The organism is Natronospira proteinivora, assembly GCF_024170465.1.
GTDB lineage: Bacteria > Pseudomonadota > Gammaproteobacteria > Natronospirales > Natronospiraceae > Natronospira > Natronospira proteinivora.
The window spans coordinates 830570-850399 of record NZ_JALJYF010000001.1; the positions used below are offsets into that span (position 1 = coordinate 830570).

The 19830-nt window shown below is 59.5% G+C and carries 22 protein-coding genes and 3 tRNA genes; all 25 read left to right on the forward strand.

Going from position 1 to position 19830, the window contains the following annotated elements:
* Positions 1-179 precede the first annotated feature (179 nt).
* The 25 genes from icd to cobD all read left to right on the forward strand — a co-directional run bounded on the left by icd (position 180) and on the right by cobD (position 19823).
* A complete protein-coding gene (gene icd / locus J2T60_RS03910; protein ID WP_253445688.1) occupies positions 180-1511 on the forward strand; it encodes an NADP-dependent isocitrate dehydrogenase in 1332 nt (443 codons plus the stop codon).
* Between the two features lie 94 nt (positions 1512-1605).
* A complete protein-coding gene (gene uvrY, locus J2T60_RS03915; RefSeq protein ID WP_253445690.1) occupies positions 1606-2274 on the forward strand; it encodes a UvrY/SirA/GacA family response regulator transcription factor in 669 nt (222 codons plus the stop codon).
* Between the two features lie 3 nt (positions 2275-2277).
* Positions 2278-2931, forward strand: a complete 654-nt coding sequence (locus J2T60_RS03920; protein WP_253445692.1) for a uracil-DNA glycosylase — start codon at positions 2278-2280, stop codon at positions 2929-2931.
* Between the two features lie 12 nt (positions 2932-2943).
* Positions 2944-4761 carry an excinuclease ABC subunit UvrC gene (uvrC, locus tag J2T60_RS03925; RefSeq protein ID WP_253445694.1) on the forward strand — a complete coding sequence of 606 codons (1818 nt, stop codon included), beginning with the start codon at positions 2944-2946 and terminating at the stop codon, positions 4759-4761.
* Between the two features lie 13 nt (positions 4762-4774).
* Positions 4775-5338 (forward strand): CDP-diacylglycerol--glycerol-3-phosphate 3-phosphatidyltransferase, encoded by a 564-nt coding sequence (gene pgsA / locus J2T60_RS03930; protein ID WP_445376050.1) that lies wholly within the window; start codon positions 4775-4777, stop codon positions 5336-5338.
* 77 nt (positions 5339-5415) lie between these two features.
* A tRNA-Gly gene (locus J2T60_RS03935) sits at positions 5416-5491 on the forward strand.
* 122 nt (positions 5492-5613) lie between these two features.
* Positions 5614-5687, forward strand: a tRNA-Cys gene (locus tag J2T60_RS03940).
* Positions 5688-5745: 58 nt separating this feature from the next.
* Positions 5746-5833, forward strand: a tRNA-Leu gene (locus J2T60_RS03945).
* Positions 5834-5899: 66 nt separating this feature from the next.
* Positions 5900-6574, forward strand: coding sequence for a cytochrome c biogenesis heme-transporting ATPase CcmA (gene ccmA / locus J2T60_RS03950; RefSeq protein WP_253445698.1), 675 nt, complete (start codon positions 5900-5902; stop codon positions 6572-6574).
* Positions 6571-7236, forward strand: coding sequence for a heme exporter protein CcmB (ccmB, locus tag J2T60_RS03955; RefSeq protein ID WP_253445700.1), 666 nt, complete (start codon positions 6571-6573; stop codon positions 7234-7236). The genes ccmA and ccmB overlap by 4 nt, the downstream gene beginning before the upstream one ends.
* 113 nt (positions 7237-7349) lie before the next feature.
* Positions 7350-8114 carry a heme ABC transporter permease CcmC gene (ccmC, locus tag J2T60_RS03960; protein ID WP_253445702.1) on the forward strand — a complete coding sequence of 255 codons (765 nt, stop codon included), beginning with the start codon at positions 7350-7352 and terminating at the stop codon, positions 8112-8114.
* Entirely contained in the window at positions 8111-8281 is a 171-nt protein-coding gene (ccmD, locus tag J2T60_RS03965) for a heme exporter protein CcmD (RefSeq protein ID WP_253445704.1), read from the forward strand. The genes ccmC and ccmD overlap by 4 nt, the downstream gene beginning before the upstream one ends.
* Complete coding sequence (gene ccmE / locus J2T60_RS03970; protein ID WP_253445706.1) at positions 8278-8748, forward strand: cytochrome c maturation protein CcmE; 471 nt, start codon at positions 8278-8280, stop codon at positions 8746-8748. The genes ccmD and ccmE overlap by 4 nt, the downstream gene beginning before the upstream one ends.
* Entirely contained in the window at positions 8748-10697 is a 1950-nt protein-coding gene (locus J2T60_RS03975; RefSeq protein WP_253445708.1) for a heme lyase CcmF/NrfE family subunit, read from the forward strand. Before ccmE ends, J2T60_RS03975 begins: the two co-directional genes overlap by 1 nt.
* Positions 10697-11236: a DsbE family thiol:disulfide interchange protein gene (locus J2T60_RS03980; protein WP_253445711.1), complete on the forward strand. Its 540-nt coding sequence runs from the start codon at positions 10697-10699 to the stop codon at positions 11234-11236. The genes J2T60_RS03975 and J2T60_RS03980 overlap by 1 nt, the downstream gene beginning before the upstream one ends.
* Entirely contained in the window at positions 11229-11678 is a 450-nt protein-coding gene (locus J2T60_RS03985) for a cytochrome c-type biogenesis protein (RefSeq protein ID WP_253445714.1), read from the forward strand. Before J2T60_RS03980 ends, J2T60_RS03985 begins: the two co-directional genes overlap by 8 nt.
* On the forward strand, positions 11675-12877 hold the full coding sequence (gene ccmI / locus J2T60_RS03990; protein ID WP_253445717.1) for a c-type cytochrome biogenesis protein CcmI: 1203 nt from the start codon (positions 11675-11677) through the stop codon (positions 12875-12877). The genes J2T60_RS03985 and ccmI overlap by 4 nt, the downstream gene beginning before the upstream one ends.
* A gap of 95 nt (positions 12878-12972) precedes the next feature.
* The gene (locus J2T60_RS03995; RefSeq protein ID WP_253445720.1) at positions 12973-13815 is read left to right on the forward strand and encodes a DUF6279 family lipoprotein; all 843 of its coding nucleotides are present in this window, start codon (positions 12973-12975) and stop codon (positions 13813-13815) included.
* Between the two features lie 135 nt (positions 13816-13950).
* Positions 13951-14871 carry a MaoC/PaaZ C-terminal domain-containing protein gene (locus tag J2T60_RS04000; RefSeq protein ID WP_253445723.1) on the forward strand — a complete coding sequence of 307 codons (921 nt, stop codon included), beginning with the start codon at positions 13951-13953 and terminating at the stop codon, positions 14869-14871.
* Entirely contained in the window at positions 14843-15985 is a 1143-nt protein-coding gene (gene cobT, locus J2T60_RS04005) for a nicotinate-nucleotide--dimethylbenzimidazole phosphoribosyltransferase (RefSeq protein WP_253445726.1), read from the forward strand. Before J2T60_RS04000 ends, cobT begins: the two co-directional genes overlap by 29 nt.
* Positions 15982-16755, forward strand: coding sequence for an adenosylcobinamide-GDP ribazoletransferase (locus tag J2T60_RS04010; RefSeq protein WP_253445729.1), 774 nt, complete (start codon positions 15982-15984; stop codon positions 16753-16755). Before cobT ends, J2T60_RS04010 begins: the two co-directional genes overlap by 4 nt.
* Positions 16752-17309 carry an alpha-ribazole phosphatase family protein gene (cobC, locus tag J2T60_RS04015; protein WP_253445732.1) on the forward strand — a complete coding sequence of 186 codons (558 nt, stop codon included), beginning with the start codon at positions 16752-16754 and terminating at the stop codon, positions 17307-17309. Before J2T60_RS04010 ends, cobC begins: the two co-directional genes overlap by 4 nt.
* Complete coding sequence (gene cobU, locus J2T60_RS04020; RefSeq protein ID WP_253445735.1) at positions 17306-17893, forward strand: bifunctional adenosylcobinamide kinase/adenosylcobinamide-phosphate guanylyltransferase; 588 nt, start codon at positions 17306-17308, stop codon at positions 17891-17893. Before cobC ends, cobU begins: the two co-directional genes overlap by 4 nt.
* The gene (gene cbiB, locus J2T60_RS04025; protein ID WP_510184474.1) at positions 17890-18852 is read left to right on the forward strand and encodes an adenosylcobinamide-phosphate synthase CbiB; all 963 of its coding nucleotides are present in this window, start codon (positions 17890-17892) and stop codon (positions 18850-18852) included. The genes cobU and cbiB overlap by 4 nt, the downstream gene beginning before the upstream one ends.
* Positions 18825-19823, forward strand: a complete 999-nt coding sequence (cobD, locus tag J2T60_RS04030; protein WP_253445741.1) for a threonine-phosphate decarboxylase CobD — start codon at positions 18825-18827, stop codon at positions 19821-19823. The genes cbiB and cobD overlap by 28 nt, the downstream gene beginning before the upstream one ends.
* Positions 19824-19830: the final 7 nt, after the last annotated feature.

Here is a 19830-nt window from a genome sequence, read left to right on the forward strand (position 1 = left end):
CCCCCAGGAATGGTGCCGGGCTGACTGTCCGGCACCATTCGACTAAAGTCCCAAGCCCGTCCACCACCCCCTAGCCCCTGTGCCGACTCGCCTGTGCTAAGATACTGCGCCGTCTGATACGCCAATGATGGGCGCGACCGAAGTCCCCGCGCCCGCCCCAATCGCGCGCGAGGAGTCCCATGCAATTTGAAAAGATTTCGGTTCCCGAGAAAGGCGAACGCATCCAGATCAACACTGATAACAGCATCGAAGTACCGGACCATCCCATTATTCCCTTCATCGAGGGTGACGGGATCGGTATCGACGTGACACCAGTGATGAAGCAAGTTGTGGACGCGGCGGTGGAGAAGGCCTATGGCAGTGATCGCAAGATCCACTGGATGGAGATTTATGCCGGTGAGAAGGCCCTGGCGCAGTATGGCGAAGGTCATAACCTGCCGGAGGAAACCCTGCACGCCATGAAGGATTTCGTGGTCTCTATCAAGGGGCCCCTGGGAACACCCATCGGCGGCGGTATCCGTTCCCTGAACGTGGCCATCCGCCAGTTCATGGATCTGTATGCCTGCGTACGCCCGATTCAGTACTTCCCACCCGTTTCCACCCCCATCAAGACTTCCGAGCTCACCGATATGGTGGTGTTTCGGGAAAATACCGAAGATATTTATGCGGGAATCGAATGGCCGGCAGGCAGCGATGAGGTCCGTCGGGTGATTGATTTCCTGACCCGGGAAATGGGCGTGACCAATATCCGCTTCCCGTCCAGCTCCGGGATTGGTATCAAGCCGGTCTCCCGGGAAGGTTCCCAGCGCCTGGTACGCAAGGCCCTGAACTACGCCGTGGAGAATGACCGGGTGTCGGTGACCCTGGTGCATAAGGGCAATATCATGAAGTACACCGAAGGGGCCTTTTGTGACTGGGGTTACAAGGTGGCCATGGAAGAGTTCGGCGCCACGCCCATTGATGGCGGCCCTTGGTGTGAATTCACCAATCCCCGCAATGGCGAGAAGATCGTGGTCAAGGACGTGATCGCCGACAATTTCCTCCAGCAGATTCTGCTGCGCCCGGAGGATTATGACGTGATCGCCACTCTGAACCTGAACGGGGATTATATCTCCGATGCCCTGGCGGCGCAGGTGGGCGGGATCGGCATTGCCCCCGGAGGCAACATCGGTGATGGTGTGGGGGTGTTTGAAGCCACCCACGGTACCGCCCCCGGTTTTGCCGGCAAAGACCGGGTCAATCCGGGTTCTATTATCCTGTCCGCCGAGATGATGTTGCGATATATGGGCTGGAACGAGGCGGCTGACAAGATTCTCTATGGCATGCGCGATACCATTGCCAGCAAGACCATGACCTACGATCTGGCCCGCCTGCGGGAGGCCATTCGTCGTCCCAAGCGGGAGCTGGCCGGTCGCAAGAACGTGGAAGAAAGCATGCAGGACCTGATTCCGGGGGCCACATTGGTGGGCACATCCGGATTTGGCGAGGCGGTGATCGCCAATATGAAATAAGCCTGTTTTATCGGAGACAGGTTGGCAGGGGAGAGGCATCCGCCAGGGGCTTGCTCCTCAAAATCTGGGCACCTTCTGAGACAGAGGGGGAAAGATGTCAATTGAAGTGCTGCTGGTGGATGATCACGCCCTGGTGCGAACCGGGATACGACACATCCTGGATGAAGCGCCGGGATTAACGGTTATTTCCGAGGCTTCGTCCGGGGAGGAAGCCGTTGAAATCGCCCGGGAGAAGCAACCGGATGTGGTACTCATGGATGTGAACATGCCCGGCATTGGCGGTCTGGAGGCCACCCGGAAGCTGGCCCATGTGGCACCGGATGTGAAAGTGATCGTGGTATCGGTCCATGCCAAGGACCCTTATCCCTCACGGCTGATGGAGGCAGGAGCCCAGGGGTATCTGACCAAGGATTGTTCCGGTGACGAGATCATCGCAGCGGTAAAGAAGGTGCACGCCGGGGAGCGGTATCTGGCGGCGGATATTGCCCGACAACTGGCCGACAGCCTGCTGTCAGGTGGCAAGGGCACGCCGCTGGACCAGCTTTCTCAACGTGAACTTCAGGTCATGCTGATGATCATCCAGGGCCATACCGTGCAATCCATTTCGGACAAGCTGTTTCTCAGTCCGAAAACCGTCAGCACTTATCGCCACCGGCTTTTTCAGAAACTGGATGTGGACAACGATGTGGGCCTGGCCCGCTTTGCCATTCGCCATGGTTTGCTGGATGAAAGCGCCATGGACAGTCCCCCGGAAACCCAATAGGACATGGCGGCATCCCCACTTCCAAGCCGGCCCTTTCGACCGGATTGCCGGGCCTGTCCACGGCTGCGTCATTTCCTGGCCCGGGTGCGTGATAAACACCCGGATTACCATGCGGCACCGGTTGCCCCCTTCGGGCCTGAGAAGGCTCCGCTGCTGATCGTGGGGCTGGCACCCGGTATGCATGGCGCTAATGCCACGGGCCGCCCCTTTACCGGGGATTTTGCCGGGATTCTGCTTTACAAGACCCTGCATGAACTGGGCCTGGCCAGTCGTCCGGTATCCGAGCATGCCGATGACGGTCTCAAGCTCAAGAACTGCCGTATCACCAATGCAGTGAAGTGCCTGCCACCGGAGAACAAGCCCACTGGCAATGAAGTGAAGCAATGTGCCCCCTATTTGCGCCATGAGCTGGAGCGCATGCCCCGGCCCGGGGTGTTACTGGCCCTGGGCAAGGTGGCCCATGACGCAGTATTGAGGGTGCTGGGTTACAAGCTTAATGCCTTCAAGTTTGCCCATGGTGCCGAGCATGTTCTGGATGATCGGTTGCGGTTGATTGATTCCTATCACTGCTCCCGCTACAACACTCAGACCGGTCGGCTCACCGAGGCCATGTTCCGCCAGGTGGTGAAAAAGGCCCGCTCCCGGATTGAATCCTGAATTTGATATCCCATGGCCGATTCGACCTTTGACCACAAGGCCTTTCTCCGTAGCCTGACCACCGGCCCCGGGGTCTATCGTATGCTGTCTGACGACGGCACCATTCTCTACGTGGGCAAGGCCAAAAACCTCAAGCGCCGGGTTTCCAGCTATTTTCAGAAGACCCATGACAGTCCCAAGACCCGGGCCTTGATGCGACAGGTGGAGAAGGTGGAGGTCACGGTGACCCATACCGAGACCGAAGCCCTGATCCTGGAAAATAATCTGATCAAGGCGCATCGGCCCCGTTACAATGTGTTGATGCGGGATGACAAGAGTTATCCTTATATTCATCTCAGTGATCATCTCTATCCCAGACTGAGCTTTTACCGGGGGCAGCGTAAGGAGAAGGGGCGTTTCTTTGGTCCCTATCCCAGCGTCTCCGCCGCCCGGGCAGCCATCAATGAGCTGCAGAAGCTGTTTCGTATTCGACCCTGTACCGACAGCTATTTCCGGAATCGCTCCCGACCCTGTCTGCAATACCAGATCAATCGCTGCACCGCCCCTTGTGTGGATTACATCTCGAGCCAGGAATATGCGAAGGATGTGGACAACGCCATGCTGTTTCTGGAGGGCAAGAATCAGCTGGTGATTGATCGCCTTATTAACAGGATGGAGCAGGCCTCCGAATCACTGGACTTTGAAAAGGCAGCCGAGCTCAGGGATCAGGTGGCCCGCCTGCGCCAGGCTCAGGCAAAACAGTATGTGAGCGGGGATGAAGGTGAATTCGATGTGCTGGCCGTGGCCCGCCAGGGTGATCTGTTCTGTATTGCCATTATCTATATACGGGGTGGACGCAATCTGGGCAGCAAGACGTTTTTCCCCCGTGTCACCATGGACCATGAGGAGCGGGAAGTGCTGGCCGCCTTCATGCCCCAGTATTACCTGGATCGGGATCCCCCCAGGGAAATCATTACCGCCGCAGCCATTCCCGAAGCCGAGGTGCTGGCCGAGACCCTGAGTGAGCAGGCGGGGCGGAAAGTGGCGGTCCGGCATCGGGTGCGCGGTGATCGGGCCCGCTGGTTACAGATGGCGGCGGAGAATGCCAGCCAGGCCATCGCCAGCCGTCTGGCCACGGATGAACACGCCCGCACGGCCATGGAGGCCTTGGGTCGGGCTCTCAAGCTGGATGAGCCACCCATGCGAATGGAGTGTTTCGATATCAGCCATACCAGCGGAGAGTCCACGGTGGCCAGCTGTGTGGTGTTCGAGAACGGCGCTCCTCTGAGCAGCGATTATCGTCGTTTCAATATCAAAAAGACGGAAAGCGGAGATGATTACCAGGCCATGCAAGAAGCCCTGGAAAGACGGTATACCCGATTGCAGAGGGGGGAGGGCAAGCTGCCGGATCTGTTGATCGTTGATGGTGGCAAGGGGCAGTTGGCCATGGCCGAGTCCGTATTTGAAGCCCTGCAGGTGGAGGGGGTTAGCCTGCTGGGGGTGGCCAAGGGGGCGGATCGCAGGCCCGGTCAGGAACAGCTTTTCTTGTCGGGGGGCAGGGCACCACTTATACTTTCTCCGGAATCTCCGGCATTGCATCTCATCCAGAGAATCCGGGACGAAGCGCATCGCTTTGCCATTGCAGGCCATCGCCATCGCCGGGCCAAGACGCGTCGGCAATCCCCCCTGGAGGATATTCCGGGGCTGGGCCCGAAACGGCGTCAGCAACTGCTCAAGGCCTTCGGCGGTCTGCAGGGTATCCGTCAGGCCGGTGTGGAAGACCTGGTGGCCATTAAAGGGATCAGCCGGAGTCTGGCCCAAAAAATCTACGATCAATTCAAACTGGAATGACGTCCTCATGCGGATGAATGTGCCGAACAGCTTGACCCTTGCCCGGATCGTGATGATCCCGGTGTTCATGTTGCTGTTCTTTCTCCCGTTTCACTGGGCGGCTCCCGCCAGTGCGATCATTTTTGGCCTGGCCGGCCTGACCGACTGGCTGGACGGTTATCTGGCCCGTCGACTCGAGCAGTATTCCAATTTCGGTGCCTTTCTCGATCCGGTGGCGGACAAGCTCATGGTGGTGGCTGCCCTAGTCCTGCTGGTCCAGCATGACGCCAGCCCACTTCTGGCCATTCCGGCGGTGATTATCATTGGCCGGGAGATCGCCATCTCCGCATTGCGGGAATGGATGTCCGAGCTGGGGGAGCGGGCCAGCATTGCCGTGAGCTGGTTGGGCAAGGTGAAAACTACCGCCCAGATGGTGGCCATCTTCCTCATGCTTTGGCGCCACGATATTGCCTGGATCCCCACTTATACCCTGGGTATGGTCCTGCTCTATGCCTCCGCAGGGCTGACCCTCTGGTCCATGTTCAACTATCTGAAAGCCGCTTGGCCGACCCTTAAGGATGATGATCGGCTGCTTTGATCAGCGGTTGAATTTAAAAGAATTTTGCCTGACCCCTTGACACTTTTCTGCGGGTCCATAAAATAGGCGCCTCTTCAGCGGGAATAGCTCAGCTGGTAGAGCACAACCTTGCCAAGGTTGGGGTCGCCGGTTCGAATCCGGTTTCCCGCTCCAGATCAAAAAAGCCCCGGTGTTTTCCACCGGGGCTTTTTTGTGAGAAGCCGAACCGACTTGTGAGCCTTACGCAGGCTCGGAATCTGTGATAAAGTTCGCGCCCTGAAAAGCCGCACCCGTAAGGCTCGGTGGCAGAGTGGTCATGCAGCGGCCTGCAAAGCCGTTTACGTCGGTTCGATTCCGGCCCGAGCCTCCATTTTCTCAATGGGTTTTGATTGTCGGCACGCCGCTCAGGAAAGGGCGAGCCAGCTATGGCCCGGGTGGCGGAATTGGTAGACGCAGCGGACTTAAAATCCGCTGGCCCTTTGGGCCGTGCCGGTTCAAGTCCGGCTCCGGGCACCATTTTCCGCCCAGGCTGGATACCGTGACGGGTGCTCTCAACGCCCCCTGGATGTGGCAGCCCCCTGGATGTCTCAGTCAGTCTCCGACAGCACCTCGAATCGCACAACCTCCCTGGAGCTACGGGCCCATGGCTTGGAGATCTGGCGGGGAGAGACCTGTCTTTTCCACGATTTTTCCCTCAATCTTCAAGCCGGAGAAACCGTCTGGCTGCGTGGTCCCAATGGCATCGGCAAAACCACCCTCATGCGGGTGTTGCTCGGTCTTAGCCATCCGGAAGCAGGTGAAATTTCCTGGTGTGGTCGGTCGCGAGAAGTCGATTTGGAGGCTTTTCGTCGGGAGGTGGCCTGGCTGGGCCACCAGACAGGGATCCGCGGGGAGTTGACCCCCCGGGAAAATCTGGCGGCCTGGCAGCCCCTGATGGGGCACTCCAGCGAATGCAGCCTGACCGATGCCCTGTCGGCGGTGGGGCTGTCTCAACGCGCGGATCAACCCTGCCAGACCCTGTCCGCCGGCCAGAATCGACGAGTCGCGATGGCCCGCTTGCTGATGGACGGGGCGCGTCTGTGGTTTCTGGACGAACCCTTGACCAGCCTGGATGCCCAGGGCCAGGACCTGATTGGGCAGCTGGTGGCCTCCCATCGGGCGGCCGGGGGCGCCGCGCTGGTCAGCAGCCATCAGCCCCTGCCGGCGTCCGCGGGGACAGCGCGCATCCTGTCACTGGACGAGGCGGTGGCAACATGAACAGCGTATTGTTGGCCACGTTTCGGCGGGAATTGTTATTGGCGATCCGCAATACGGCGGATGTGGTCACGCCATTGTTCTTTTTCCTGTTGGTGGGGCTTCTTTTCGTCTTAGGGCTGGAGCCGAGGCCGGAGCTGCTGGTGGCGGTGGGTCCGGGTGTGGTCTGGGTGGCGGCATTGTTGGCCTCCCTGCTGGGGGCAGAGCGCCTCTTTCGTGCGGACTTTCAAAGTGGTGCCCTGGAGCTGGCGGCACTCAGCCCTCAGCCGCTTAGCCTGCATGTGCTGGGAAAGCTGCTTGGCCACTGGTTGATGGCCTCTCTGCCGCTGCTGCTGTTGTCGCCGTTGCTGGGCTTGATGATGAACCTGCCGGGCCAGGCCTTGTCCATGCTTTTGCTGGTCTTGCTGCTGGGCACGCCGGTATTCACGGTTCTGTGTGCCCTGGGCGCTGCTTTGACGGTGAGCTTGCGGGGTGGGGGCAGTCTCCTGGCCCTGCTGGTATTGCCGTTGACCATTCCGGTGTTGATTTTTGGCAGTCGGTCCGTGGTCCAGTCCGTGGGTGGTGAGGACGTGACCGGGCTTTGGGCCCTGGCCACTTTGACCATGCTAGCCATCAGTCTGGGTCCCTGGGCGATCGCCGCCGCACTACGGATTAGCCTGGAATAAGGGTGGGGGTTTGATTCAGGTCAAACGTCACAGTCTGGAAACTGGGAAAATACATTCTCTGGCGATCGTCCGAGATCGCCGGTGTTCCAAAAAGACCGTAACGAGAGTGAAACGTGGCTAAAGAACGTTGGCGCTGGTTCCATAAATTGGCTTCACCTCCCCATGTGTTCGGCTTGGCGGGCACGCTGGCCCCCTGGTTTGGCGGTCTGGCATTGCTTTGTCTTTTGATCGGCACCGTGGGTGGTCTGGGTTTCGCGCCGCCGGATTCAGAGCAGGGGGATGGCTATCGCATCATCTTTGTTCATGTCCCGGCGGCCTGGCTGTCCCTGTTCGTCTACACCATGATGGCCGTTGCCTGTGCCGTGGGGCTGATCTGGCGAATGAAGGTAGCTTTTGCTGTCGCGGTGGCTGCGGCGCCGATGGGTGCGGCATTTACTTTTCTGTCTCTGGCCAGCGGCTCGATCTGGGGGCAACCCATGTGGGGGACCTGGTGGGAATGGGATCCACGGATGACTTCCCAGCTGATCCTCTTTTTTCTCTACATGGGTTTCATCGTACTCAACGGGGCCTTTGCTGATCAGCGCAGCGGTGACAAGGCCAGTGGTTTGCTGGCCGTTGTAGGGGTAGTAAATGTGCCCATTATCCATTTTTCCGTGGACTGGTGGCATAGCCTCCATCAACCAGCCACGATTATGAAGTTTGATACACCGTCCATTGATTTGGAAATGCTGATTCCCCTGTTGATCATGGCAGTGGGTTTCAAGCTCTTCTTCGCCTGGGCTCTGATGTTGCAGCTGCGTACCGAACTGTTGCGTCGGGAACGCCGGGCCAGTTGGCCGGTCCGACTCGTCGTGGGTGATGGGAAAGAGGTAAAATGACAGATTCCTTGATCAATTTTCTTTATATGGACGGTTTCGCCGTCTGGGTATGGGGCGCCTTCGGATTGACAGCGGGGGTGATGGCCAGCATGGCATTTCTGGTGCATCGTCGGCATCGCAAGGCCCTGGACAGAATTCGCAGGATCTCCAAGGGAGGGCGGTCATGACGCCTCGTCGCAAGCGCATGTTGTTGGTTCTTTCTGCCGTGGGTGGTGTGGCCATTGCCGCCGCCCTGGCCCTGAATGCCTTTCAGGAAAACCTGCTCTATTACTACAGCCCTAGCCAGGTGGTCGCTGGTGAGGTGCCCCTGGACGACCAGCGGCGTATCCGCGTTGGGGGGCTGGTGGTCGATGGTTCCATTCAGCGGGAAATGGGAGAGCTGGGTGTGGTTTTTGAGGTGACCGATGAAGCGGAATCGGTGACCGTGGCCTACGACGGCATCCTGCCCAATCTTTTCAAGGAAGGGCAGGGCGTGATTGCTCACGGGCGTTTTGATGATGATGGCCTGTTTGTGGCGGATCAGATTCTCGCCAAGCACGATGAGAACTATATGGCGCCGGAGGTAAAGGATTCCCTGCGGGAAACTGAATGGCAGCGCCGCCAGCATGAACAAAACGAAGGGTCTGATTACTGATGCTTGCCGAACTTGGACAGATCGCGCTGATCCTCGCCCTTTTGATCAGCGTGAGCCAGGCCTGGCTGGGGTTCGCCGGCGCCACTCGGGGACGACTGGACTGGATGCAGGTTCTGCCCATGGTCGTCATGGGGCAGTTGGTCTTTACTTTACTGGCTTACCTGCTGCTCAGCTGGGCCTTTGTGGTCAATGATTTTTCCATTGCCTATGTAGCCAATAATTCCAACACGGATCTACCGCTGATCTATCGCCTGACGGCGGTTTGGGGTGCCCATGAGGGTAGCCTGATCCTCTGGTGCATGTTGATGGCCCTCTGGACCGTGGCTGCTGTCTGGTTCAGTCGTAATCTGCCCCGGGTATTCACCAGCCGCGCCATTGGTATTCTGGGAGTGATCAGTGCAGGTTTCATTCTCTTTACCCTGCTGACTTCCAATCCTTTTGAGCGGATATTCCCGATTCCAGAGCAGGGCAGGGACCTCAATCCCATCCTGCAGGACCCGGCCATGATCCTGCATCCGCCCATGCTGTATCTGGGGTACCTGGGCCTGTCGATTCCCTTTGCCTTCGCCGTGTCCTCCTTGATTGGCCTGGAGTCCAATACCACCTGGGCGCGTTGGACCCGGCCCTGGGCCACCATTGCCTGGGTCTGTCTGACCATTGGTATTGCCCTGGGGAGCTGGTGGGCTTATTACGAGCTCGGTTGGGGCGGCTGGTGGTTCTGGGATCCGGTGGAAAACGCTTCCTTTATGCCCTGGTTGGTGGCAACCGCGCTCATTCATTCCTTGGCAGTGACCGAGAAGCGCGGGGCCTTTAGAAACTGGACGGTGCTGCTGGCCATTTCCGCTTTTGCCCTGGCGTTGCTGGGTGCATTCCTGGTTCGTTCGGGCGTATTGGTCTCCGTGCATGCTTTTGCCACGGACCCCACCCGCGGGGTGTATATCCTGATTTTCCTGGCGGCAGTGGTGGGCGGCTCCCTGGCCCTGTATGCCTGGCGGGCGCCGCATATGGCATCCGGCGGTGGCTTCAAATTATTGTCCCGTGAAACCTTTCTGTTACTGAACAACCTGTTGCTGGTGGTGGCCACCGCCGCCGTGCTCCTGGGTACCTTATATCCGCTTTTCCTGGATGCACTCGGGCTTGGCAAAATTTCGGTGGGTCCGCCTTACTTCAATGCGGTATTCATTCCCTTGATGTTGCCCTTGCTGTTGTTCCTGGGTTTTGGGCCCTATGCCCGCTGGAAGCGACAGGACGGTCTGGGATTGGGCAATCGCATGTGGCCGGTGATGGCCGCGGCGGTGGTGCTCGGTGTGGGTGGTACCTTGTTGCTGGCCGGTCCCACCGGCGTGATGGTCCTGTTGGGGATGGTGTTGGCCCTTTGGGTGGTGCTCTCGGTGTTGGTGGAACCCATTAGCCGTTTCCGCAAGCGAGGCATGAAAGGCATTACCGGCATGCCCGTTTCCCTCTGGGGCATGTTGATTGCCCATGCGGGGGTGGGGCTGCTGGCCCTTGGTGTGGTTGGTGTGACCACCTGGTCAGTGGAGCGCGATCTTCGCATGGCCCCCGGGGACAGCTACGAAGTAGCCGGCTACACCTTCAAGTTTGATGGTGTCCGGAGCCTGGAGGGACCCAACTGGGATTCGGTTCAGGGGCAGTTCATCGTGACCCGTAACGGCCGCGAGGTGACCCGCATGTATCCGGAAAACCGGGTTTACCGGGCCCGTCCGGATCCCCTAGCTCAGATTGCCCTGCACCCACGCCTGAGGCGCGATCTCTACGTGGCCATGGGGGATTATCTGGGCGACGATTACTGGAGCGTGCGTATCCACTACAAGGCCATGGTGCGCTTTATCTGGCTGGGTGCCCTGGTGATGTCCCTGGGCGGCTTGTTGGCGGTCTTTGACCGACGTTATCGCATTCGTCGTCAACCCCGTCAGGAGGAGCAGGGCTGATGTGGCGGTATCTGCTTCCATTGGCCGTGCTGGGCGTGCTTCTGGTTTTTTTCTGGCGCGGTCTTTCCCTGGATCCGAGTGAGGTGCCTTCGCCATTGGTGGGTCGAGGGGCGCCGGAGTTTACCCTGCCCAGTCTGCACGATTCGGAACAGCTGGTGAGCAATCTGGATCTGGCAGGCGAGGTGACCCTGTTCAATGTCTGGGGCACCTGGTGTCCCGGTTGTCATGAAGAGCATGATGAACTCATGTATCTGGCAGAGGAACAAGGAGTTCGAATTGTAGGCCTGAACTTGAGGGATGACCGGGATGGGGCCATTCGATGGCTGCGCCGGGTGGGCAATCCCTTTGAAATGTCGGGTTTTGACCAGGATGGTCAGGTGGCCATCGACTGGGGCGTGTACGGCGCACCGGAAACCTTTGTGCTGGATCACAGAGGTCGTATTCGACACAAGCATATTGGCCCAATCAGCCAAGCGGATATCGATGAGCGATTACTGCCATTGATTCGAAGCCTGGAGGAGGAAGCGCGCAATGAGTAAGCAATTGAGGGCCTTTCCGCTTGGGCTGCTGTTATTGGTTTTGATGGTTTTGACCGTGCCGGTGATGGCTTTCGATACCCATGAACCTTTTGAGGATCCGGCGCTGGAGGCACGCTATCACCGTTTGATCAACGAGCTTCGCTGCCTGGTCTGCCAGAATGAATCCATTGCCGAATCCGATGCGGAATTGGCTCAAGACCTGCGTGCCCGGACACGGGAGATGCTGGCCCAAGGCGCCAGTGATGAAGAGATTAAACGGTATATGACGGATCGCTATGGGGATTTCGTCCTTTATCGCCCCCCCATGCGGGGTGACACCATGGCCTTGTGGTTCGGGCCGGCCATACTGCTGTTAATTGGGGCCATTGTGTTGATTGTGACCTTGCGCCGCCGGGCTCGCCTGGAAGCCGAAGAAGAATCGTCCCTGGAGGATGAGCGATGAGTCTTTTCATCAGTCTGTCTGGCTTGCTGGTACTGGCTGCACTGCTGTTCGTGGCCATGCCTCTGCTGTCCCGCCGAGGCGGCACGGTGGACCACCAGGCGGTGGACGCGGTCGCCGAGACCCGTCGTCAGCAACTGGCGGATCTGGAGCGTGAGCTGGAAGACGGCGATATCGATAATCGAACGTATGAGCTTTCACGCCGTGAAATCGAAGGTGAAGCCAGCGACCGTCAGGCCCATGCCGAGTCCGGTCAGGCGAATCGGGGAGGCAAACCGCTTTCCGCCATCGCCTTCCTGATTCTGATTCCCGTGGCAACGGTGGGCCTGTATCTGCATGTGGGTGAACCTGAGGCCATCGATGGACCAGTGGCAGAGCCTAGTTTTGATCAGGGCGACATGGCGGCCGCCGTCGAGGAGCTGGAGGCCAGGCTGGCTGATCAGCCGGATGATCTGCAGGGCTGGATGATGTTAGGGCGCAGCCGGGTAGCCCTTCAGCAATACGATCGGGCGGTTGAAGCTTTCCGGCAGGCAGTGGAAATTGCCGGGGAAGACAATCCCCAGGTATTGGCCAATTATGCCGAGGCCATTACGCTGCGTGACCCCTCGGAAATGATCAGTCATGCCGCTCCTCTGTTCCGGCATGTGTTGGAGATGGATCCGGATCAACCCAAGGGACTTTGGTACAGTGGTTTGATCGCCTTTGAGCAGGAGCAGTTCAGCCAGGCCCGGGATCATTGGGAACGCTTGCTAGCACAAGACCCGCCCGAGGACTTTCGCCGTGTGGTCGAGGATCGCGTCGCCGTTGCTCGGCAAGCCATGGGGGACGACACGGTGAGCCAGGAGCCGTCGGATGAGGGAAGGGTACTTGTGCGTATCCGACTGGCTGATGCCCTGTCCGATGCGGTGTCCGGTGACGACACCGTATTCTTGGTGGCCCGGGCCGTGGAAGGGGAAGGCGCACCATTGGCCGGCGTGCGTCTACCCGCAGACGCCGTGCCGGGAGAATTTCATCTGAGTGACGAGCATGCCATGATTGAAGGCCAGCGTCTCAGCGACCATGCCCGGGTTGAACTGATTGCGCGGGTATCCAAGTCGGGTGAAGCCACGCCCCAATCCGGAGATTTGCGGGGATCGGTGATCATCGAGGTGGAAGATCATCGCGATGAACCGGTGGAACTGGTCATTGATAGTGAGCTGTAGTCATTGGCCTGCCATGGGACCTGATGCTGGATTGATTGCCTGACTCGAGGACTGGGCGTAAGCTGCCGTTACAATCATCGTGACTGGAGCGGTGGATGCCCGGGCCTCGTCTTATCCTGCTATTGTTACTTACTGCACTGCTCTTGGCAGCCTGCAGCCGGGTGCAGTTTGTCTATGACCGGGCCGATTGGCTGGGTGCCCGCTGGGTTGCCAATTATCTGGATCTGGACCGGGAACAACGCCGTTGGATCCGTTCTGAAATCGACAGCTATCGGGATTTTCATCGCCGACAGCGACTCCCCGAGATTAATGCCTTCCTGAACACACTGATCGATGATATCGAGCAGCAGCGCTTTCGCCGTACAACCCTCGTCGATCGCTTGGGAAATGCCGAGACCATGTTTCGTCAAACCGCCCGGGATGTCCTGCCGACCTCCGCTGAAGTACTGGCCGATCTTAACGCCGAGCAACGACAAAGCCTGGCCCAGCGGTTCCAGGACCGCCAGGAAGAGCAACAGGAACGACAGCGTGAGCGAGAACAGATGGACGAGCAGGAAAGGCGACAAGCCCTGCGCCAGGGTGCCGAGTCTTGGCTGGGTTCGGTAAGCGAGGGCCAGATTGACCACCTGATCAGCTGCCGTGATCAACTGCCGGAGGTCGGTTTGCTGCAGCAAAGCTGGGAAACCGCGCGGCAGAAAGAGTTGCTTGAACGGATGGAGAACAGCGAATCCGTTGAATCCCTTGGCAGCTATTTGGAAGACTGGTGGTTGGACTACCGGGAGCAACCCCCAGAGCTAGCCGGAGCCCGGGCCGTGAGACGAGTTGTCACCGTGGATTGTCTGGAAGTATTTCTACCCACCCTCAGCGAAGACCAGCGCGGGCACTTGCTGGACCGGCTGAAATCCTACCAGCGAGAGGTATCCCGCCTGTTGGAGTAGGGCGGGGCAATAGACTCGCTGCCTGATGAAGGAAAATGTGAGCCTGGGAGGCAAAGCCCACTGGCCTGCTGGTATCATGGTCTCATCGAATCCGTCTTCACGGATGCCAGTCGGATCCATTGTGGGAACCTCAACATGATCAGCGAAGAAAGCGAGCCGGCCTCTGATTCCTTGACGCGAGCCTACGCCCGTCTTCTCAGCAATGAGCTTCTCCCCAGCCGCAGTGGAAGCCTGAAAGCCTCGGATTATCCCTTGCATTGCCGCGGGCCCGTGGCGGTCAGCAAAAGTCGGGTCAAGGCCTACCGGGATATCTGTGGTCTTGCCGATAGTGATGATTTACCGCCCTTGTACCCCCAAGTGGCCGCCATGCCCTTGCATTTGCAGCTGTTGTCCACGCCAGGCCTGCCGGGCCGTAGTGTGGGCGTGGTTCATGTGGGCCAGCGCGTAAAATGGCATAGGCCCATGCCGGGGAGCGTGCCTCATCTGGATATTGAAGCTATTCTGCGTCCCGGCAAGGCACATCCGCGAGGGCAGCTGTTCCATATGGACACCCATCTCTACGATGAAGAAGGCGCGCTTTTGTGGGAAGGGGAGAGTCTTTTTCTGTTCCGGGGCGTGGTGCCCGACCTGGCTGATGATCCGCTTGATCGTGTCCCACCATCGGCCCCGGGGATTCCAGAGGCGAGCGAATCCCGTGATTTTAAATGCCCGGCCGGTATTGGCCGCAGCTATGCCCGCATTTCCGGTGACTGGAACCCCATTCATCTGAGCAGCATGTCAGCACGCTTGTTTGGCTTTCAGTGCCCCATTGTGCATGGCATGTGGGCCTTGGCCCGTGCCCTGGCTGAGGTGGGCGAGCAGGCGGATCACTCGCTGATCGGGCAGGAGCTTGAGGCCTGGTTCAATGCCCCCTTGTTCTGGCCCTCGGAAACACGATTGCATGTCAGCCCTGGAGGGGGGTGGTTCCAGGTGGATCGGGCTGGTCGTAGGCCGAAACCGGCACTATGGGGCCGGTTGACGCCCATCCATGAGTACGCATCGGCAAAGCGGGGGTAACGTGGACGAAACACCGATTCCGGGTCTGGCCACTTTGCCGGCGATTTCGCCAGCGCATGCCGAAGCCGCTGCCACCCGTTGGGATAGCGTAGCCAAGCCGCCCGGGTCCTTGGGGCAACTGGAAGCTGTGGTCAATCAACTGGCCGCCATACAGCATCAAAGTTCTCCCCGGACGGAGTCGGTTTCCTTCTATCTCTTTGCTGCAGATCACGGCATGGTCAACGATGGGGTCAGTGCCTGGCCCAGCATGGTAACCGGGGCCATGCTGAGTACCTTCGCGCTGGGGCGAGGTGCCATCAATCGTCTTTGTGAACGGAATAATGTCCGCTTGCAGGTAGTGGATGCCGGTGTGGCCCATCGGCCGGCTGCTTTCTACTATGCGCATGCGCCGAGCAAGGACTCGGCAGTGGTTTGTCCGATTCTGGATCTGAGCCAGGGCCGTGGAACGCAGAGCGCCGTCAGGGATTCTGCCATGTCCCTTGAGACGGCTCATTCGGCCTTGTTGGCAGGCTATGAGCTAATCCGCCAACAAGCCTTGCCGACCGACATGGTGGGTCTGGGGGAAATGGGGATTGGCAATACGGCGTCCGCCAGCCTGATTAGTCACGCCCTGAGCGGTCATTCCCTGGATGCCTGTATCGGGCGAGGGGCTGGTCTGGATGACGAGGGGCTTGCCCGTAAACGGGATTGTCTGGAGCAATCGATCAAGCGGGCCCCGCTACCCAAAGCGCCCATGGAGATCCTGGCCCGTTTTGGTGGCTTTGAAATTGCCATGATGGCTGGGGCTGCTTTGGGTGCTGCCAGTGATGGTCGGGCCGTGCTGGTGGATGGTTTTATTGCCACGGCTGCAGTCGCACTCGCCTGTCGCATGGTGCCAGGCCTTCGTGATTATTGCCTTTTTTGTCATGAATCCACGGAACCGGGGCACCGTTTGTTGCTGGATGAACTGGGTGCGCGGCCCCTGCTAGATCTTTCTCTGGCGCTGGGGGAGGGCAGTGGTGCCGCCATGGCCGTGCCACTGATTCAAAATGCCGCCGCCTGCCACGCAGAGATGGACACCATCGAGTCGGTTCTGACCCGTGCCGAGACCGATCCCGATACAAGCCAGGCATGATGCGACCAAGCAATGATTTCCTTCTCGCGGTCAGTTATTTCACCCGCCTGCCAGTGGCGGGCCTGGTGGTCTATTCCGGCGCGGGCCTGAGTCGCGCGGCGGCCTGGTTTCCCTTTGTTGGCTGGTTGAGTGCCGCTGCCATGGTCACGGTGCTGTTATCAGTCCAGTGGTTCTTGCCATCGGCCCTGGCGGTATTACTGGCCATGCTGGCCGGTGTCTTGATAACAGGTGCCTTCCATGAGGATGGCCTGGCCGACACTGGGGATGGGTTCGGGCCGGTGGCGGATAGAGACCAGGCGCTGGCCGCCATGAAAGATGCCCGTCTGGGCGTCTTCGGTCTTCTGACATTGCTCTTTGTGCTGGGGGGTAAGTATCTCTCGCTTAGCAGTGTGGCGGTGATGCCCGAGGCAGCGATCATGATCCTGGTGGCTCAGCCCCTGAGTCGCCTGCCCTCGGTATGGGTCATTGCCCGGCAGGACTATGTCAGCCAGTCTGCCAGCCGGGCCAGAGCCGTCGCCGAGGCCGTACCCCGGGCGGGATGGTTGATTGCGGCCCCCGCGGCCCTTGTGCCCTTGTTCTTCTTCTTCCCCTGGCATCAGGCACTGATGGTTCTGCTGCTGCTGTTTCTGCTGACTGCTGGCTTCAGTCAGCTGTGCCAAGCTCGTTTCGGTGGCTATACAGGCGATACCCTTGGCGCCTTACAGCAACTGTCAGAGCTTTTAATTCTCATCACATTGTTGGTCTTTCTCACTTTGGGCGATGCGGCATGAACCCGGATATTGTGGTGATGCGACATCCCCGGCCTCTGGTGGCCGAGGGTCGATGTTACGGCCAGCTGGATATTCCCCTGGCGCCGGACTGGGAAGCAAGCCTTGAGGCTCATCTGCCGCTGCTTCAACAATGCCGGGCCATTATCAGCAGCCCGCTGCACCGATGCCGCCGTCCTGCTGAATGGTTATCGGAGCGGCTTGATCTCGCCCTGACACTGGACCCGGGCTTGATGGAATTGAATTTCGGCCGCTGGGAAGGTCAGAGCTGGCAGGCCATTGATGGCCCCGAAGCGCGGGCCTGGGGGGATGATTTCATCAACCGCGCCCCACCGGGGGGAGAGAGTTTTCGAGCCCTGGCCCGGCGGGTTCGCCAGAGCTTCACCGCTTATCGGGATCGCGTCGGTCCGCTGCTGATAATCAGCCATGGCGGGCCGATTCGGGTGCTGAAGGCTGATGCCAAGGGTGCAGATCTGACAACTGCCTTTGAGGAGCCATTGAACTTCGCTGAGCCGCAGCGGCTAAGCGATTCACGCTTGTTCTGGAGACAGCCATGAGCCAGAAGATCAGGGGGGCTGCATCTGGCGGCGGTTCCCGCTATCTCATCCTGGGCGGCGTCCGTTCGGGAAAGAGTGCGCTCGCCGAGCGCGCCACGGAGCGATTGCAGAGCGAGATATCCCATGCCCCAGCCCAGGTGCATTATGTGGCAACGGCCGAAGCCCGGGATGGGGAGATGGCGGATCGGATTCATCGTCATCAGTTCCGACGCCCCGGGCACTGGGGACTGATTGAAGAGCCCCTTGCATTGGCACAGGTGCTGAAGTCGCAGGATGCGCCCGGGCAGATACTGCTCATTGATTGCATGAGTCTGTGGGTCAGCAATCTGCTCCATGCCGGCGAGTCCCGGTGCTTGAGGGAGGAGGAAGCCTTTCTGGATGCCTTGTCTGTTTATGCCGGTTCAGTGGTCATTGTCAGCAATGAGGTGGGTTGGGGGCTGGTGGGCATGGACCCCCTCAGTCGTCGTTTTGCCGATGCCCTGGGCTCCTTGAATCAGTCGTTGGCAGCTCGTTGTGACCATGTCTGGATGAGCGTGGCGGGCTTAGCCATAACGCTCAAGGGGCAGGGGCCACCGGCATGTTGATGGCCGTTCTGCTTTGCGTGTTGGCCTTGGTGGTGGATCATTATCTCGGCGAGCCTCGCAAGGCACATCCTCTGGTGGCCTTTGGTTGGCTGGCAGGCAGGCTGGAACGCCTTGTGAATCCGTCGGCACGGACTGATTCCAACGCTCAGGGCCAGATTGGGCGGGGCGCCCTGGCCGTTCTTGTTCTGGTATTGCCGCCCACCTTGCTGGCCTTGTGGGTCAGCCATTGGCTGGTCGGGCCGGTACTTTGGGTCGTTGAACTCATCGTGCTCTATTTCGCCCTGGGCCGTCGCAGCCTTCGTGATCATGCCCGGGCGGTGGTCCTTCCATTGCAGGCCGGAGAGCTGGATGTGGCCCGGGATGCGCTCGCCCGGATGGTCAGTCGGGACGTGGCAGCGCTGGATGAGAACGGTATCTCCCGGGCTGCCACTGAATCGGTTCTGGAGAATGGCTCCGATGCGGTGGTCGCCTCCCTGTTCTGGTTCCTGTTGGCCGGTATTCCTGGCGTGATTTTACATCGCCTAGTGAATACCCTGGATGCCATGTGGGGGTATCGGAATCCACGATTCAGGGGCTTCGGTCGCTTCGTCGCCAAGCTGGATGATGCCCTGGCTTACTGGCCGGCCCGACTGACGGCCCTGGCCTATACCGTGTCGGGGAAAATACGACCGGCCCTGGGTTGCTGGCGTACCCAGGCTGCTCAATGGGACAGTCCCAATGCCGGGCCGGTCATGGCCAGTGGCGCCGGTGCGTTGAAACTCGGTCTGGGCGGGCCGACGCCGTACCATGGTCAATGGCAGGATCGACCGCGTTTGGGGGTTTGGGCCGTTAATGGTCCGTCGGTGTCAACCGATTCCGCTCTCAGAGCGTTGAGGTTATTGGACCGTGCCTTGATGATCATTCTGGCCCTGGCTTTTGGTGGAGCAGCGTTATGGCACTGGAGCATGGTGGGCGCATAAAGGCGGCGGCCCGAGCCATCGGTATTCCCGAAGACCAGTGGTTGGATCTATCCACAGGAATCAGCCCCTGGAGTTGGCCACCACCGCCCATTCCTGATTCCGTCTGGCGCCGTTTGCCGGAGGATGATGACGGCCTGGAAGACCAGGCCCGTCATTGTCTGGGGGTGCCGGATGCGGCCGGCCTCCAGGCACTGGCGGGTAGTCAGCAGGCCATCATGCGACTGCCTGAACTTCGTCCCTTTTCCCGAGTCGGGGTGCCCATGCCAGGCTATCGCGAGCATGCCCATTGTTGGCAGCAGGCGGGGCATCAAGTAGTGGATCTGAGCCGTGAGGAAGTCCCTCAGGCCTTGCCGGAGCTGGACGTACTCGTCTGGATTCACCCTAATAACCCCAGTGGTGAAATCGTCCCGGTGGAGACCTTGCTGGCTTGGTGGGAACAACTCCAGGTTCGGGGTGGCTGGCTCATCGTTGATGAAGCCTTCGTGGAGGCCAGTGACGCCGAGAGTCTGATCTCCCAGACAGGCCGGGAAGGCTTAATTGTCCTTCGTTCCGTGGGAAAGTTCTTCGGTCTGGCGGGGCTCCGGGGTGGCTTCATGGCAGGCCCGCCGTCGCTTTGCCAGGCGCTTGCCCAGGCCATCGGGCCCTGGGCAGTGAGTGGTCCGGCCCGCTGGCTGATGAGACAGGCCTTGACGGATAAAACCTGGCAGGTGATGCAGAAAAAACGGCTCCAGGATGAATCCCGGGCCCTGGTGAGCCTTTTGATGGAAAAGGGGTTTCATCCGGTTGGGGGAACGGCGCTTTTCCAGACCGTGCGTCATGATGATCCCCGGCATGTGGAGGCGGCATTAAGGCAGCAGGGGGTATTGGTTCGCGCCTTCGATGAGGCACCGTGGCTGCGTTTTGGCTTGCCCGGCGGTGAGGCCCGGATGCTCAGGGCGGCCCGGGCGCTCGATTCAGTCTTGCCTTCGTGAATTGCAT

Coding starts and splice junctions, on each gene's coding strand:
- ccmB (WP_253445700.1), top strand. CDS start 6,571: ATGAACAGCGTATTGTTGGCCACGTTTCGGCGGGAATTGTTATTGGCG.
- uvrY (WP_253445690.1), top strand. CDS start 1,606: ATGTCAATTGAAGTGCTGCTGGTGGATGATCACGCCCTGGTGCGAACC.
- J2T60_RS03975 (WP_253445708.1), top strand. CDS start 8,748: ATGCTTGCCGAACTTGGACAGATCGCGCTGATCCTCGCCCTTTTGATC.
- cobC (WP_253445732.1), top strand. CDS start 16,752: ATGAACCCGGATATTGTGGTGATGCGACATCCCCGGCCTCTGGTGGCC.
- cobD (WP_253445741.1), top strand. CDS start 18,825: ATGGCACTGGAGCATGGTGGGCGCATAAAGGCGGCGGCCCGAGCCATC.
- ccmI (WP_253445717.1), top strand. CDS start 11,675: ATGAGTCTTTTCATCAGTCTGTCTGGCTTGCTGGTACTGGCTGCACTG.
- J2T60_RS04000 (WP_253445723.1), top strand. CDS start 13,951: ATGATCAGCGAAGAAAGCGAGCCGGCCTCTGATTCCTTGACGCGAGCC.
- pgsA (WP_445376050.1), top strand. CDS start 4,775: ATGAATGTGCCGAACAGCTTGACCCTTGCCCGGATCGTGATGATCCCG.
- J2T60_RS04010 (WP_253445729.1), top strand. CDS start 15,982: ATGATGCGACCAAGCAATGATTTCCTTCTCGCGGTCAGTTATTTCACC.
- cobT (WP_253445726.1), top strand. CDS start 14,843: ATGAGTACGCATCGGCAAAGCGGGGGTAACGTGGACGAAACACCGATT.
- J2T60_RS03985 (WP_253445714.1), top strand. CDS start 11,229: ATGAGTAAGCAATTGAGGGCCTTTCCGCTTGGGCTGCTGTTATTGGTT.
- cobU (WP_253445735.1), top strand. CDS start 17,306: ATGAGCCAGAAGATCAGGGGGGCTGCATCTGGCGGCGGTTCCCGCTAT.
- ccmE (WP_253445706.1), top strand. CDS start 8,278: ATGACGCCTCGTCGCAAGCGCATGTTGTTGGTTCTTTCTGCCGTGGGT.
- ccmA (WP_253445698.1), top strand. CDS start 5,900: ATGTCTCAGTCAGTCTCCGACAGCACCTCGAATCGCACAACCTCCCTG.
- J2T60_RS03995 (WP_253445720.1), top strand. CDS start 12,973: ATGCCCGGGCCTCGTCTTATCCTGCTATTGTTACTTACTGCACTGCTC.
- ccmD (WP_253445704.1), top strand. CDS start 8,111: ATGACAGATTCCTTGATCAATTTTCTTTATATGGACGGTTTCGCCGTC.
- J2T60_RS03920 (WP_253445692.1), top strand. CDS start 2,278: ATGGCGGCATCCCCACTTCCAAGCCGGCCCTTTCGACCGGATTGCCGG.
- J2T60_RS03980 (WP_253445711.1), top strand. CDS start 10,697: ATGTGGCGGTATCTGCTTCCATTGGCCGTGCTGGGCGTGCTTCTGGTT.
- icd (WP_253445688.1), top strand. CDS start 180: ATGCAATTTGAAAAGATTTCGGTTCCCGAGAAAGGCGAACGCATCCAG.
- uvrC (WP_253445694.1), top strand. CDS start 2,944: ATGGCCGATTCGACCTTTGACCACAAGGCCTTTCTCCGTAGCCTGACC.